Below are 14,500 nucleotides of genomic sequence, written 5' to 3' on the forward strand. Positions count from 1 at the left end.
CGGCGCCGCAAAGGTCGAGGAGATGCTCCGCACGCCGATGGCGCCCGCCCAAGACCGACGGCAAGGGCCACGACCACGAAGCACCGGGGAGAAGGCGCGCGGTTGCGCTAGGACGAAGGAATCCGCAACGCCGTGATCGTGTTCTCCCCGTCAACCGGCTCGGCGCGAAACTCCACCGCTGCCCCCGATGCAATACCGGCGACCAGCTTCGGGTCGCGCACTCGAAAGGTCAGGGTGGAAAATGGCAGCTTCATCCCCGGCGCAAGTTTGACGCGCGCATAGAGGCGGCGCCCACCGTCTTCTTCGAAGGTGCCGCGGAACTCACCACGTGTATAGACGACTTCCTGGATGGGCCCGGACCACGTCTGCGCGACCAGCTCACGACGAATCGTCCGCGTGGGCGCGGCCTTGTTCGACGCGAGGATGACCACCGCCTCCTTCGTGTCCGGCCAGACGACCCATTCCGTGCCGTAGGCGCGTGTTTCTCCGTTGTGCCCCCAGGTGCGCGCCGGCGCCTTCGGCATCAGGATTCCGTAGCCGATTCGCGTTCCGTCCTCGCCGAAAGCAGCCAGATCGGTGACGAGGCGTTCCGCGCTTGCTCCAAGTGGCCCCCCGCGCCCCTGCAGCAACGCCTGGCTGAACACCAGCAGGTCCGTTGCGGTCGAGTGCAGCCCGCCGGCCGACGCAAAAACCCCCGAGGTCCAGGCCTGCGATCGCAGGCCGCCGTTCCAGGGCGGCGCCAGGCGCGCCTGCTGTTCCGGTGACAGGTGGACACGCGTGTCGCGCAGAGCCAGTGGTTGCGCGATGCCCTCCAGCAGCAGCGAATCCCAAGGGCGCTGCGATCGCTGCGCCAGGACCTCGCCCAGGATGGCATAGCCGACGTTGCTGTACCTCGTCTCGCACGGCGGCGTGCGGCTGAGCACGAGATCGGTCAGGTCTGCCCGGGCCCTTGCCTGTCCATATTCCGAAGCCTGATCGAGCGTGCGCTCCGCCGTGAAGCCCGCGGGCCAGCGCCGCAAGCACGAGGTGTGCGTCAGGAGCTGCCGTACGTCGATCCTGGACGCCGTCTCGTAGCGGAATGCCACGGAGCCCTGCAGCAACTGTCCGATCGTGTCGTCGAGCCGTAGTTCGCCACGGTCCACGCGCTGCGCCACCAGCAGCCCCGTGAACACCTTGCTGACCGAGCCGATCTCGAAGATGGGTTCCGCGCCGAGGGCCGGACCGTCGACCTTTTCCACCGGCTGCCCCAGGCGCTCGCGACGGCGCACCGCGACCTGGATCTTTCCCTCGCGCAGCACGCCGACGGACACGACCCCCGGCAGTTGGCCCAGGGCGGCCTCGGCCAGCTGCCCCGCATCGCGGGCCGCCGGGGGCGATTGCGCGAACGTCACTCCCCACGCCGACAGGCACATCATCGCGGACAGGAGCGGCAGCGCCCAATGCATGACGCCAATCTATCCGATCGGGGTGGAAGCCGTCACTCCCGTGCATTCGATCGAAGGCGCGGGGTCGCCGAAACTGCATGCACTGGCGCGACCGTCCGCTGACGTTCGAATCTCATTTGGCTCGTCGCCACACGATTTCCAGTACGCCCGCTGGCGCCTTTGGATTCGTGAAGCGCATTTCATCCGCCGTGATCGACGTAACGATTCGGCTTTGATCGGTCCCAACCATATTGGCAAACGTCGATCCTTCAACTTGAGGGACGATGGTTTTCGTCCCTTCATCAACCGTGTAGGTGCCGTAGTAGGCTATCGAGCCCGCGACGACTGCCTTGGCTTCTTCCACCGTCGCCTTATCTCGGTTGTTGGCTGCCAGCTTGGGAAGATCGTTCGCAACATTCACGAAGGTGAAATAACCGTCCGGAGCATAGATGACGACACCTTTGCCCGGCCGATCCGTCTTCTTGCCATCCGGCGCAGTGACAGTGGTCGAAACGTGAATCCAAGTTCCAACGATCTGCTCCTTGAGCGAGGCTTTCTGGGCAAACGCATTCACAACGGAGAACGATGCGAGAAACAACAAGGTAGCGATGAAGCGCTTCATTTGAATCTCCTACGGTGAATGGAAACACGCCACACCTAGATAGAGCCTGCGGTTTGCCCAGATCTCCGCGATGCGATCCACTGGAAAATCGGCGGCCACCCTAACACCAAGGTGTGACATTCGCAAACGTTTGGCCCTCATTCAATGCTGGGTTACGCCGATAGAACGCGCGACGCCAGCTCAACAATAACCAGCGACGACAACGTGCGCCACCGCGAATGAGCGATCAGGCTCCAGCTGCGAGACGCCGCTGAATGTGGAGCTTTCATGCACGCACGTGGCGGGTTCTTCCAGGCCATCCGGAGTCGAAGATGGATGCGCCCGCATCAGATGCTGGCGGGACAGGATCCGTCGGGGGCAGTGCGGGCCACGGCTCCTGGATCCCACAGCAATCTCACGCGTCCCAAGTTCACTCCGGCACGATCCCCGCGGCCTTGATCAACTGGCCCCAGCGCGCCGAGTCGCGATCGATGAGCGCTGTCAGCGATTCCGGCGTGCCCGGGAACGGCAGCGCGTACATCTTGGCCAGGTAGTCCTGCATGCCGGGGCTGCGGACGATCGCGTTGACAGCGTCGGCCAGCTTGCCGACGATCGCCTGCGGGGTCTTCGCTGGAGCGAACAGCGCCAGCCACGCGGTGAACTCGTAACCGGGCAGGCCCGCTTCGGCAATGGTCGGAAGTTCCGGAACAGCCGGCACACGCTGCTGCGAAGTGACGCCCAGGGCCTTCACCTTCCCGCCCTGCCACTGCGCAATACCGAGGCCGGCATCGGTCACCAGGAAGTGCAGTTGCCCGCCCACCAGGTCGGTGATCGCCTGCGAAGACGTCTTGTACGGCACATGCACGGCGTCGATGCCGGCCATCTGCCGGAACGCCTCGGACGCCACGCGCCCGGTGGCGCTGGAGCTTCCGTAATTGAGCTTGCCCGGCTGCTTCTTCGCCAGGGCGATGAGTTCAGCCAGGGTGTTCACGTTGAGCGTGGGCGACACCACCAGCACCTGGGGGATGGTGGCCAGCGTCGTGATCGGCGCAAAGTCGGCGACGGGGTCGTAGGGGATCTTCTTGAACAGGTGGATGTTCGCGGCATGCGTCGAATTCGCCCCGAACAGAAGCGTGTAGCCATCCGGCTGCGACCGCGCCACGTACGAAGCAGCGACGCTGCCCAGCGCGCCCTGTTTCGCGTCCACGATGAAAGGCTGCCCCAGCGCGTCCCGGAGCCGGTCGGACAGGTAGCGTGCCATCAGGTCGTAGGCGTTGCCCGGGCCGAACGGAACGATGATGCTCACGGTGCGCGCAGGATAGGTTTGCGCGCGCGCAAGAGGCACGGCGACGCAGGCCGTCGCGGCGAGCAAGGTGCGGCGCCGGATGAAGTTGGCAGGTTGCCCCATGGTTCGTCTCCTGATGGATTGCGTCAGAGGTAGCCGTGTTCCCGGTAGTAGCGTTCCGCCCCGGGATGCAGGGGTGCATCCACGCCGTGCGGCATGCGCTTGGGGTCGATGGGATAGGTCAGCGGACTCTGGTGCACGGGAATGTGGCGAAAGCGGGCTTCGAACTCCGCACGCTCTTCGACCAGCACTGCGGTCACGCGGTAGGCCACCTCGTCAGGCATGTCGTCGCGGCACAGGATGCCCCAGTTGGACCAATCGAGACAGGGCACGTCCTGCTCATTGCGCAGCCGCCCCTTCTCGATCACGGCTGCGCGCAAGCCGTAGTCTTCGGTGAGCACGCGCATCGCTTCGGGTTCGATCGGGATGAAGTTCATCGGGTACTGGCTGACCAGCTCGCTCCAGTTGGAGACCATGATCGCCTCGTTGAACACGGCGTTGCAGCGGCCGGACTGCGCCATCTTCAGCGTGGCGCGGGGATTTTCGTGCTCGAAGTACGAGCCTCCCCATTCGACGATGTCCGACGGTTCGATGCCATGCGCCCTGAAGATCAGGTCGATCACATAGCTGCACAGGCAGTCGTCCTGCCGCGGCGGCATGGCAATGTGCAGCGCAGGCTTGTTCTCGCGGATGTCCGCAAAGGACCGGACGCCGGTGTCTGCGCGCACGGCGAGGGTCAGCCGGTCGTCTTGCGGCAGGTGGCCGAGCGTGCGCAGGTTGGGAAATGCACGTCCGGCATAGAAGTGCCTGCCCTCGCGCGCCCACCTCACCCCGGCGTGGATCGGTGTGGTCACCGAGAGGTCGGCCTCCCCCATGCCGACCAGCTCGACGCTGTCACGATAAGCGCTGCCGGTCCGGATGTTGAACTTGGACAATGGCGCGGAGCGCCAACGCAGGTGGGCCGAAACCCAGCCCCAGATGGTGTGGAAGTTGGCGGTGCCCCAATCGCCCACCATGGTCAGGTCAAGCCGGCTGCCCTTCGTGCCGATCGCTTGGCGTTGAGCTGTCATGTCCTAGAGCCTTTCTTCAGGAAAGTGGAGAGATGCCTGACTGCCGGCCGCAGTGTCCGACCCGCAGCAGCCGTGGTCACAGCCAGTGGATTCTCATCGCTCCTTGGCAGGCGCCCGAGGGGAGCTATCCCCGATTGGCGCGGCCCTCCAATCCCCACAGTCTTGAGGTGGCCGCGATAGAAGAACTCGCGGAGTGTCGGACGCCAGGAAGAACGCTCGAGGCACGCTCGCGCATTCATCCGTGGATCTTGTCGCCTCGGGCCAGCATCTCCACCAGCAGGGCGATCCGCCTGGCACGCGTCTCCGGTTTCTTGGCAGTCTGCACCCGCCACAGGACCGCATAACGGTTCGCGCCGTCCAGTTCGCCGAAGAAACGACGAGCTTCGGGTCGTTCGGCCAGTGCCCGCTCCAGATCCGGCGGCACCTCTGCCGTTCGCGCGCCATCGTAGGCGGCGTCCCATCGGCCGTCGGCTCTTGCCCGGGCGACTTCCGCCATTCCATGGGGCTGCATCCGACCGGCCTGGATCAACGCCTCCGCTCTTGCGCGATTCGTCTTCGACCACAGACTGCGGGCCCGCCTGGGCGTGAAGCGCTGGAGCCAGTGTCGTTCGTCGAACGGCTTCTTCTGGCCGTCGATCCACCCATGGCAAAGCGCCACCTCCACTGCTTGTGGGTAAGTGATGGTCGGCTTCTCCGCGCCTGCCTTGGAGATCAACAGCCAGGCGCCATCGGAAGACGCATGGTTCTTTCCCATCCAGGTCTCGAATGCGCGCTGCGTGGCAAAACGAAGTGCTTCCTGGGTTGGCGCGGCTGCCTTGTGCATCGCGTCAGTTTAGGTCCGGCACCGAAACTGGCGCTCAGCATCCGTGCGGGAACCACCGAAACGGCCGAAACCCTCGCAAGCTCGCCGGCTTGCGAGGGTCCCGCCGGCTACTTCGAATGCACCAGCTTGATGTCGACAAAACTGCCAGGCGCATGGCAAGCCAGGCATGGCTCCACCTTGGCAAGCGCCGTGGAGCGCGGTTCATAGATCGCGCCGCCGTTCCCCGTCATGTGAGATTGCGCCGTGGTCGAGTCGTGGCAACCGAAGCAGGCCGCCGTCGTGGGCGAACTGACCAGGGTGGTCGCGGCCGCCTGGGTCGCCGCCCCCGTGGCGGCGTTGAAGCTGAAGCCGCTGCCATAGTTGGTGCCGGTGGTGACGTACGGCGAAGTCGAGAACTTCTGCAGATCGGTCGAAGTGCTGGTCACGACCGTGCCCGTGGCCGCCGTCCGGAACAGGCGATTGCCTGCCTGCGCCGCCGAGTCACTGTTGCTGAAGTCGTAGGTCCCGGGCAAATGGCAGGTTTCGCACCGGTTCAGGATGCCCGGGAACTTGATGTCCGCGAAAGACTCGCCGACGGCGCTTGCGTGCCAGGTAAAGGGCTTCGTGCGCTTGTCGCCGGCATGGATCGCGTGAATGAACGCGGTCGAATCCGCAATCCAGCCGCTGCTGGTCCTGTTGGGGGTGTGGCACCACGCGCAGGTCGAGCCGTCGTTGCGCTGGGCTCCGTGGAAGGATTCGGTCGTGAAGACGCCCAGTTCCTCGTGGCACGAGTTGCAGCGCTTGTCTTCCACGATGGCGCGGCGACCCGTGTAGCCGACGCCGACCTTCTGCACGTCCGGGGCGATGACGACCAGGCCGCCCTGCAAGTTCGGCATCCCAGCCGTCAGGTCGGTCGCCGTGGCGGGACTGAGGCCAAAGCGCGGAGTTCGGTTCGGATCCAGGAGCGAGGTGTCCACCAGGTTGGTCTGCGTCAGCGGCATGGTGGTCTTCAGGCTGTAGCTGTAGCCGATGCCGCCCGTCAGCATCTTCGCGTTGTCGGGAACGGTGACGCCCGTGAGGGTCACGGTGTAGTTGCCGTCGGCGTCAGGGCCGACCAAGGTTCCCGCGCCGGTGCCGGTGGCCGTTCCGTTCCAGATGCTTCTCAGGTAGCCCGAAGCCGACGCATTGAAGTCGGTCGGCGCCGTCACGTTGTCCTGCGGCACGGCGAACGCGAAGGTGGCGCTGGGCGAGCCCATGAAGCCGGGCCACATCTCGGTGGCGCCGCTGCCGAACGGGGTGATCGGCACCGGAATGCCGTTTTGCAGCACCTTGAACACGATCACCGGGCGCCTGGCCACATTGCGCGAAACGCTGACGACGTCGTAGGTCACCTTGATCGCGCCGGGTGGCAGGTTGCTGGCCTTGGAGGCAATCCACGCGGCGTTGGTGTTGCTGTTGCCGCCCGTGACGGCGAGCGCATTGGCCGGATTCGGCGGCGTGATCGGCAGGTGGTAGACCTTCTCGATCGAGGTCGCGTCGTGGCAAGAGTTGCAATTCGCGTCGTCACTCTGCGCGCCGCCGAGGTGGCCGGTGGCCGCCGCCGTCGTGCCGCTGATCTTGGCCTGGTTGAACGCGGCGTTGGTCACGCCCAGGCCGGTGGCGAAGTCGATGCCGTCGTGGCAGGCGCCACAAGCCAAGCGGCTGGGCACGTTCTTGAAGTTGGTGGCCTGCGGAGCGACCTTGGGATCCGTGCCGTCGTGGCACTTGGTGCAATTGCGGATGTCCTGCGGGAACTTGGTTTCATTGGGCAGCACGCCGGCGTAGTTGTAGCCCTGCTTGACCAGCAACTCGCCCTTGTGGATGCGATGGATCAGGTTCGGGAAATTTCCAAACGTCACGCCGTCGGCAACGGAGGTGTCGCCGGTGAACACGTTGTTCACCGAAGTCGCATGCGCCCGTCCATACTTGCGCTGGTCGGTGTGGCAGGTGACGCAGAAGCGCGGGTCGTAGCGGCTGCCGGCGTGGAAGGTCTGGCTCTCGCTGCCGGGGATACCGCCGAGCTTGCCGTGGCATTCGTTGCAGCTCAGCTTGTCGACGATCAGGCGGTGCAACGGGTCCGTCACCGGAACCGGCTGGTTGGTCGCCGGAATGAAGTCGAAGACCGCGTTGTTCGGATTCCTGATCGGCACGGCCGGGGTCGTTTGCACCTCGTTGGGGGTGTTGGTGCCGGTGCCCGGGGCGGCGCCGGAAATCTGCAACACGACCCGGTGGATGACGTTCGGCTGGAAGCTCAAGTCGCCCAGGTCGGCCGCCACATTGAGGCCGGTGAGCTTCAGGCCGTCGACTTGCGCCTTCACCTGCGTGATGTCCCGGAAGAAGGTGTAGGAGTACGTTCCATTGCGATTGTCGACCAGCTTGCCGTTGCTCTCGGTGTTGGGACGCTGGGCTGTCGCGGCAACAGTCGTGGTCGGCACGGTCGTCACGATGTAGCTGATCCACCTGCTTGGCCCGCCTCCCCCGAGCAGGGGGTCCTGGATCAGCTTGGCCATGGTGAAGGCGAGGTTCTGGTAGCGCGGCACGGTCGCCGTCGACGCCTTGGTGGCGAGCCCCAGCCCGCTGATGCCTCTGCCGTCCTGGTCGGTGACCGTGAAATTGACGACCGGCGCGCCGGCGACGACCGCGCTCGTGATCGTCGCATTGAATTGAAGGGCGGCGAACTGCCCCGCGCTCATCAGGGAAGCGTCCACCACGCTCGCGGGAATCAGCGCAGGCGGGAGAGGACCAGGTACCGGCTGAGTTTCGGCGGGGGGCGCGTCGTCGCCTCCGCCCGAGCAGCCATTCAGGAGCAACAAGGCTGCGGTTGCGACGACGATGGCAAGGCGTGGCAGCTTCTGCGAAGCATCGAACAGGAGACGCATGCTACCTCCTCGGTGGATAGTTCTACTCACTTGCTGGCGGACTTCAGGAACTTCGCGTCCTTCTGCCTGGCGACGACGAGCTCGCGCAGGGCTTGGTACTGCATGGGTGAAATGATGTCGTGGGTCTGCAGGTGGGCTTTCGACAGGTAGGGCCGGCCCGCAATGATCCTGGCCGCCTCCGCATCGCCGATGCCAGGCAGCGTCTTGAGTTCTGCCTTGGTGGCACTGTTGATGTCCAGCGGTTCGACAGCGCGCTCGGCCGCCCCGTCCTTCTTTGCCAGCGGCTTCTCGCCCTGGACTGAGCTGGCCGGGCCGGCCATGGGCCGCGACGACGCATCGACGCACTGCGTCAGGGACGCGGCCAGGCACAGGACCAGGCCGATCAGAACTGTTTCGGTGCGGCGGTCTCTCATTGGGCAGTTTCCAGGTCCCTCAACCTTGCGGCGCCGCATGGGCGCTCCAACCGACTGTCACCCCGCCGTCCGGGAGTTCCTCGGCTGCATTGACGAGACTTCACCGATCCGGGCAAGAAACTATGGGGAGCCTGCTCAAGCACGGCTATTGGACTTTGGTCCAATTGGTTTCACGCATCGCCGCACGGAAGCTGCCGAACGACGATGTCGCTCGCGTGGAACGGGTCGTGCCGCGGGGTCTGCCGGGACGCAGCGAGGCGGTGCGCTTCACGCCAACGGCGTTCCAATGCGGCATCGGAGGTCCCCGCCATGCCAACGACCCCACCCTGGACGCCTGCCTCCTGGCGCGACCGGCCGGCGCGGCAACTGCCCCTCTACGCCGATGCCCGGGCGCTCGCCGAGGCGGAGCAAAGACTGGCCGCCTGGCCGGCACTGATCTTCCCCGGCGAGATCGCGCAACTGCGCGAACGGCTCGCTGCCGTGGCGCGCGGCGAGGCCTTCCTGCTGCAGGGCGGCGATTGCGCGGAAAGTTTCGACGACTTCGGTGCCGGCCCGGTGGAGTCCACCTTCCGCGTCATCCTGCAGATGGCCGTCGTGCTGACGTATGCCGCGGCCTGCCCGGTCGTGAAGGTCGGCCGCATCGCCGGCCAGTTCGCCAAGCCACGGTCGTCCGACACCGAGACCGTCGACGGCCTCACGCTGCCTTCCTACCGGGGCGACATCATCAACGACGGCGCTTTCACGCCGCAGGCGCGGCAGCCGGATCCGCAGCGGCTGCTGACCGCCTATTCCCATTCCGCCGGCACACTGAACCTGCTGCGCGCGCTGGCGCAGGGCGGCTTCGCGGACCTGCGCGAGGTGCACCGCTGGACTGCCGATTTCGTGCGCTCCAGCCCGCAGGGCGAACGCTTCGAGGAGCTGGCCGACCGCATCACGCAGTCGCTGGCTTTCATGGAAGCCTGCGGCTTCAACGCCGCGCAGGCGCCGCAGCTGCATGCGGTGGAGTTCTACACCTCGCACGAGGCGCTGCACCTGCACTACGAGGAGGCGCTGACGCGCCGCGGCGAGCGCGCGCAAGGCTGGTACGGCGGCTCGGCCCACATGCTGTGGCTGGGCGAGCGCACGCGCGCTCTGGACGGCGCGCACGTCGAGTACCTGCGCGGCCTGGAGAACGTGCTGGGCGTGAAGCTGGGCCCCACGGCCAGTACGGACGACGTGCTGCGCCTGCTCGACGTGCTCGACCCCCAGCAGCAGCCGGGGCGCGTCGTGCTGATCAGCCGGATGGGCAGCGACAAGGTCGCCGAGCGGCTGCCGCCGCTGGTGCGCGCCGTGCGCGATGCGGGACGCACGCCAGTCTGGTGCTGCGACCCCATGCACGGCAACACCGTCACCGCCTCCAACGGCTACAAGACCCGCGACTTCCAGCGCATCCTGGACGAGGTGCGCGGCTTCTTCGCGGTGCACGCACAGGAAGGCACCTACGCCGGCGGGCTGCACTTCGAGATGACCGGCCAGGACGTCACGGAGTGCCGCGGCGGGGCGCAGGCCCTGACCGACGAAGGCCTGGCCTCGCGCTATCGCAGCGCCTGCGACCCGCGGCTGAACGGCTCGCAGAGCCTGGAGCTGGCCTTCCTGATCGCCGACGTGCTGAAGACGCGCCGCTTGCGGTCGGGTTGAGCTTTCGGTCGTCCGGGTGCCGGAAGGTGTTGCGCCGGTGCGGCTAGCTTCGGCACGACCCACCGCCGCCGCCACGGTGCAGCCGCAGCTCGGTGACCTGCGTGGACCAGACGTTCAGCGCTGAAGGCCACTCCTGGAAGGTCCAGAAGGTCCCCACGTGCTGCGGGTCCGCGACGGTGGCGCTGTAGTCGCCCCAACGCGCGGCCGTCGCTCCGCCCGTGAGCTCGTACCGGGCCACGCCTGCCCGCAGCAGGATGGGTTCACCGAACGTGGTCACGTTGCCTTGGGTCGTTCCCGCCACCGCGTACACGCTCACGAACTGGTCGGTGCCCGACCGGTTGAAGCCGATGACGACATCGCCGCAGCCATTCACCGCGAGCGACCCCATGAAGAAATCATGGGTCCCGTCAGAGATCAGGCCTTCCTGCAGCCGTGTGTTCGTCGCCGGATCGATGACGAACCAGCGCAGCGCGGCGCGTCCCAGGTTCGCGACCGTCTGCACGCCCCAGAGCAGCCCGTTGCGCAGCACGACGCTGGTGGCGAGGAACGGCGAACTCGGAAAGATCCCGATGCCCGACTCGGGTTGGAGCGCTCCTGCCGGTCCCGGCAGGGGATAGAACGCAAGGTTCACGAAGACTGCGTCCGGCACGAGCACGGGCGTGATCGATCCTCCCGACAGGCGCCAGATCCGCATGACCGAGCCCTCGACGTCCCAGGTGCCCAACAGCAGCGCGGCGGCCGAATTGTCGAGATTCACGGCCGGCTGGATCTTCCCGCCTGCGGGTGTCAGCAGGTCCCGGCTCTGGACCAGGCTGGCGCGCGCCAGCGTCGGCTGGGACCCCAGCACGTCCGCCTTGGGAACCACCAGCACCGAACCGTTGGTGAAGACGAAGATGCCGTCGCTGTTGAAGCCGAGCGTGGGGAAGTCCCCGAAGGTTCCGACAGGCCCGGCAAACGGGACGCTGAACGCGGACCAGCCCTGCGTCGGGTCGTCGTCCTTGGACACCGCGAACAGCAGATCGTCCGGGCCATTGCCGAAGTTGATCGACAAGGAGGACGCGTACCAGCGATTCGCAGCCGGATCGAACAGCACGCGCGAATCGATCACGAAGCCGCGGGGCGCGACGCCCCCGTCGATCCAGAACTGCTCCAGCGAGGAGGACGCGACCCGCGAACCGTCGTTCTTGCGATAGGCCGCATGGTGGCCGTTGAGAAGTTCGACGATGTGCCTCTTTCCGACCGCGCCGTTGGTGTCGGGAGGGAACACGCCGCTGTCGACGCCGTAGGTGCTGCCCACGAAGCTGGTCCCGATTCGCAGCTCCTGCGCGGGGCTGGCGGTGACGAAGGCGGCGAGGATGAGGGCCGTCGCGAGTCCGGGCAGGCTGCGCATGGTGACCTCCTTGCGTGCCCCCGGCACTTTAGGAGAGGGCACCGGCAGTTTCAAATGACCCGCTGCTACGGTCGAGCTGCCGATGGGCCTACGCACATCCGCGTCCTGAACTGAGCCAAAAGTGCGGGGCCCGACGGTAGGATTCTCCACTGGCGCGGCCGCTGGGGCTTTCGCCCTTTTTCCGGTCCCGCTGCATGACCCGCAACCCCGTCGACGCACCCTTCCCCTTCCTGGCCGGCGGCGGCGAACTCGCCCGCCTGATCGCCGCTTTCGACTGGTCCCGCACGGCGCTCGGCCCCGTGGCCAACTGGCCGTCGCACGTCAAGGCGACCACGGCGCTGATGCTGCGCTCGCAGGTGCCCATCGTCATGCTGTGGGGCGAGCCCGGCGTGATGATCTACAACGACGCCTATTCCGTCTTCGCCGGCGAGCGGCATCCCCGCCTGCTGGGCTCGGCGGTGCGCGAGGGCTGGCCCGAAGTCGCCGACTTCAACGACCACGTGATGAAGGTCGGCCTGGCCGGCGGCACCCTCAAGTTCCGCGACCAGGAGCTGACCCTGCACCGGCATGGCCCGGGCGAGCAGGTGTGGATGGACCTGGACTATTCTCCCCTGCTCGACGAAGCCGGCCGCCCCTGCGGCGTGATGGCCATCGTGCTGGAAACGACTGCCAAGGTGCAGGCCGAGCGCTTCAAGGACAGCGAGCGCGAGCGGCTGGCGCGCCTGTTCGAGCAGTCGCCCAGCTTCATGGCCATGATCCAGGGACCCACGCACCGCTACGAACTGGCCAACCCCAACTACATGAAGCTGGTGGGGCACCGCGACCTGCTGGGCCGCACCGTGGCCGAGGCGCTGCCGGACGCGGCGCAGCAAGGCTATGTGGCGCTGATGGACCAGGTTTATGCCAGCGGCCAGGCCTTCGCGGAATACGGCGCCAGGTACGCCATGCAGCTGCAGCCGGGCGGCCCCGTGACGGACCGCTACGTCGACTACGTGTTCCAGCCGATCCGAGACCCGGCGGGGACGGTCACCGGCATCTTCATCGAAGGCGTGGACGTCACCGACCGGGTGGCCGCGCAGCACCGGCGCGAGGCGGTGGCGGAGCTGACCGACCGGTTCCGCCAGCTGGAAGACCCGGTGGACATCGGCTATGCGGCCGCCGAGATCCTGGGCCGCACCCTGGAGGTGAGCCGTGTCGGTTACGCCGGCATCGACCCCGACGCGGAAACCCTGCACGTGCTGCGCGACTGGACCGCGCCCGGCGTCGAAACGCTGGTCGGCGTGATTCGCCTGCGCGACTACGGCTCCTTCATCGAAGGCCTGAAGGCCAACGAGTTCACCACCATCGTCGACGTGCGGCTGGACCCGCGCACGAAGGAGGCGGCCGCGGCGCTGGAGGAAAAGCATGCCCGCTCCTTCGTCAACGTGCCGGTGGTCGAGCGCGGGCGGCTGGTGGCCCTGCTGTACGTGAACCATGGCGAGGTGCGCGCGTGGACGGCCGACGAGCACGCCTTCATCCGCGACGTGGCCGAGCGCACCCGCACCGCCACCGAGCGCGCGCGCGGCATGGCCGAACTGCGCGACAGCCAGGCCCGCCTGCGCGAGGCCAACGAGACGCTGGAGCAGAAGGTGCAGGCGCGCACGCGCGAGCTGATGGCCACCGAGGCGGCGCTGCGCCAGTCGCAGAAGATGGAGGCCATCGGCCAGCTCACCGGCGGCATCGCCCACGACTTCAACAACCTGCTGGCCGCCATGGGCGGCAGCCTGCAGGTGATCGAAAAGCGCCTGGCCCAGGGGCAGATTGAAAACAAGCGCTACATCGACATGGGGCTGCGTTCGGTGCAGCGCGCCGCCGCGCTGACGCAGCGCCTGCTGGCCTTTTCGCGCCGGCAGACGCTGGACCCCAAGGCGCTGGACGTGAACCAGCTGGTGGCCGGCCTGGCGGAGCTGCTGCGCCGCACGGTGGGCCCGTCGGTGGACCTGCACACGGACGGCACGCCCGACCTTTGGGTGGTGCGGGTGGATGCCTCGCAGCTGGAGAACGCGCTGCTGAACCTGTGCATCAACGCCCGCGACGCCATGGCGCCGCACGGCGGCCGCCTGACGATCCAGTCCCGCAACGAGGTGCTGGACGAACGCACCGCCGCCGCCCTGGACGTGCCGGCTGGCGAGTACGTGCAGGTGAGCGTGACCGACACCGGCGCGGGCATGACGCCGGAGGTGATGGGGCGCGCCTTCGACCCCTTCTTCACCACCAAGCCGCTGGGCCAGGGCACGGGCCTGGGCCTGTCGATGATCTACGGCTTCGTGCGCCAGTCCTGCGGCCAGGTGCGCATCGAGTCCGAGCCGGGCCGCGGCACCACCATGCACCTGGTCCTGCCCCGCCACCACGGCGCCGCCGAACATCTGCCGGACACGCGCACCGGCCATGCGGTCGATGCGCAGGCGTCGGGCGAAGTGATCCTGCTGATCGAGGACGAACCCACCATCCGCACGCTGGTGACCGAGGAACTGGAAAGCGCCGGCTACCGCTTGCTGACCGCGGCCGACGGCCAGGCCGGCCTGCGCTGGCTGCAATCGGATGCGCGCATCGACCTGCTGCTGACCGACGTGGGCCTACCGGGCGGCCTGAACGGCAGGCAGGTGGCCGACGCGGGCCGCGTGTCACGCCCTGGCCTGAAGGTGCTGTTCATCACCGGCTATGCCGAGAGTGCGGCGGTGGGCAACGGACTGCTGGACGAGGGGATGGAGGTGGTGACGAAGCCGTTCGCGATGGGGGAGTTGGTGGGGAGGGTGAAGGGGTTGGTGGAGAGAGCTGGGTAAATCGTGCCCTCACTTCACTGGAACGTCACTCAGAATGA

10 protein-coding genes are annotated in these 14,500 nt (G+C 66.9%); 2 read left to right on the plus strand and 8 right to left on the minus strand.

Features of this window, described 5'->3' with window-relative positions; all coding sequences use genetic code 11:
• Window positions 1-107: 107 nt before the first annotated feature.
• The 7 genes from AC1DSA_RS07635 to AC1DSA_RS07665 all read right to left on the minus strand — a co-directional run bounded on the left by AC1DSA_RS07635 (window position 108) and on the right by AC1DSA_RS07665 (window position 8,573).
• Window positions 108-1,445 (minus strand): serine hydrolase, encoded by a 1,338-nt coding sequence (locus tag AC1DSA_RS07635; protein ID WP_477887690.1) that lies wholly within the window; start codon window positions 1,443-1,445, stop codon window positions 108-110.
• 112 nt (window positions 1,446-1,557) lie between these two features.
• Window positions 1,558-2,046, minus strand: a complete 489-nt coding sequence (locus tag AC1DSA_RS07640; RefSeq protein ID WP_477887692.1) for a lipocalin-like domain-containing protein — start codon at window positions 2,044-2,046, stop codon at window positions 1,558-1,560.
• A gap of 409 nt (window positions 2,047-2,455) precedes the next feature.
• The gene (locus AC1DSA_RS07645; RefSeq protein WP_477887694.1) at window positions 2,456-3,433 is read right to left on the minus strand and encodes a Bug family tripartite tricarboxylate transporter substrate binding protein; all 978 of its coding nucleotides are present in this window, start codon (window positions 3,431-3,433) and stop codon (window positions 2,456-2,458) included.
• 23 nt (window positions 3,434-3,456) lie between these two features.
• Window positions 3,457-4,440, minus strand: a complete 984-nt coding sequence (locus tag AC1DSA_RS07650; RefSeq protein WP_477887696.1) for a TAXI family TRAP transporter solute-binding subunit — start codon at window positions 4,438-4,440, stop codon at window positions 3,457-3,459.
• 235 nt (window positions 4,441-4,675) lie between these two features.
• Complete coding sequence (locus tag AC1DSA_RS07655) at window positions 4,676-5,263, minus strand: YdeI/OmpD-associated family protein (RefSeq protein WP_477887698.1); 588 nt, start codon at window positions 5,261-5,263, stop codon at window positions 4,676-4,678.
• Between the two features lie 107 nt (window positions 5,264-5,370).
• Window positions 5,371-7,974: an OmcA/MtrC family decaheme c-type cytochrome gene (locus tag AC1DSA_RS07660; RefSeq protein ID WP_477887700.1), complete on the minus strand. Its 2,604-nt coding sequence runs from the start codon at window positions 7,972-7,974 to the stop codon at window positions 5,371-5,373.
• 212 nt (window positions 7,975-8,186) lie between these two features.
• Window positions 8,187-8,573 carry a ComEA family DNA-binding protein gene (locus tag AC1DSA_RS07665; protein WP_477887702.1) on the minus strand — a complete coding sequence of 129 codons (387 nt, stop codon included), beginning with the start codon at window positions 8,571-8,573 and terminating at the stop codon, window positions 8,187-8,189.
• A 309-nt stretch (window positions 8,574-8,882) separates the two neighbouring features.
• Here AC1DSA_RS07665 and AC1DSA_RS07670 point away from each other — a divergent pair, with 309 nt between their 5' ends.
• On the plus strand, window positions 8,883-10,250 hold the full coding sequence (locus AC1DSA_RS07670; RefSeq protein WP_477887704.1) for a class II 3-deoxy-7-phosphoheptulonate synthase: 1,368 nt from the start codon (window positions 8,883-8,885) through the stop codon (window positions 10,248-10,250).
• Window positions 10,251-10,293: 43 nt separating this feature from the next.
• Here AC1DSA_RS07670 and AC1DSA_RS07675 read toward each other — a convergent pair whose 3' ends face one another.
• Window positions 10,294-11,640, minus strand: coding sequence for a hypothetical protein (locus AC1DSA_RS07675; protein ID WP_477887706.1), 1,347 nt, complete (start codon window positions 11,638-11,640; stop codon window positions 10,294-10,296).
• 194 nt (window positions 11,641-11,834) lie between these two features.
• Here AC1DSA_RS07675 and AC1DSA_RS07680 point away from each other — a divergent pair, with 194 nt between their 5' ends.
• Complete coding sequence (locus AC1DSA_RS07680) at window positions 11,835-14,462, plus strand: ATP-binding protein (RefSeq protein WP_477887708.1); 2,628 nt, start codon at window positions 11,835-11,837, stop codon at window positions 14,460-14,462.
• Window positions 14,463-14,500 lie beyond the last annotated feature (38 nt).

It is taken from the genome of Ramlibacter sp. P4_H7, assembly GCF_056400765.1.

Coding starts and splice junctions, on each gene's coding strand:
- AC1DSA_RS07655 (WP_477887698.1), bottom strand. CDS start 5,263: ATGCACAAGGCAGCCGCGCCAACCCAGGAAGCACTTCGTTTTGCCACG.
- AC1DSA_RS07680 (WP_477887708.1), top strand. CDS start 11,835: ATGACCCGCAACCCCGTCGACGCACCCTTCCCCTTCCTGGCCGGCGGC.
- AC1DSA_RS07650 (WP_477887696.1), bottom strand. CDS start 4,440: ATGACAGCTCAACGCCAAGCGATCGGCACGAAGGGCAGCCGGCTTGAC.
- AC1DSA_RS07660 (WP_477887700.1), bottom strand. CDS start 7,974: ATGAGCGCGGGGCAGTTCGCCGCCCTTCAATTCAATGCGACGATCACG.
- AC1DSA_RS07635 (WP_477887690.1), bottom strand. CDS start 1,445: ATGCATTGGGCGCTGCCGCTCCTGTCCGCGATGATGTGCCTGTCGGCG.
- AC1DSA_RS07670 (WP_477887704.1), top strand. CDS start 8,883: ATGCCAACGACCCCACCCTGGACGCCTGCCTCCTGGCGCGACCGGCCG.
- AC1DSA_RS07675 (WP_477887706.1), bottom strand. CDS start 11,640: ATGCGCAGCCTGCCCGGACTCGCGACGGCCCTCATCCTCGCCGCCTTC.
- AC1DSA_RS07645 (WP_477887694.1), bottom strand. CDS start 3,433: ATGGGGCAACCTGCCAACTTCATCCGGCGCCGCACCTTGCTCGCCGCG.
- AC1DSA_RS07640 (WP_477887692.1), bottom strand. CDS start 2,046: ATGAAGCGCTTCATCGCTACCTTGTTGTTTCTCGCATCGTTCTCCGTT.
- AC1DSA_RS07665 (WP_477887702.1), bottom strand. CDS start 8,573: ATGAGAGACCGCCGCACCGAAACAGTTCTGATCGGCCTGGTCCTGTGC.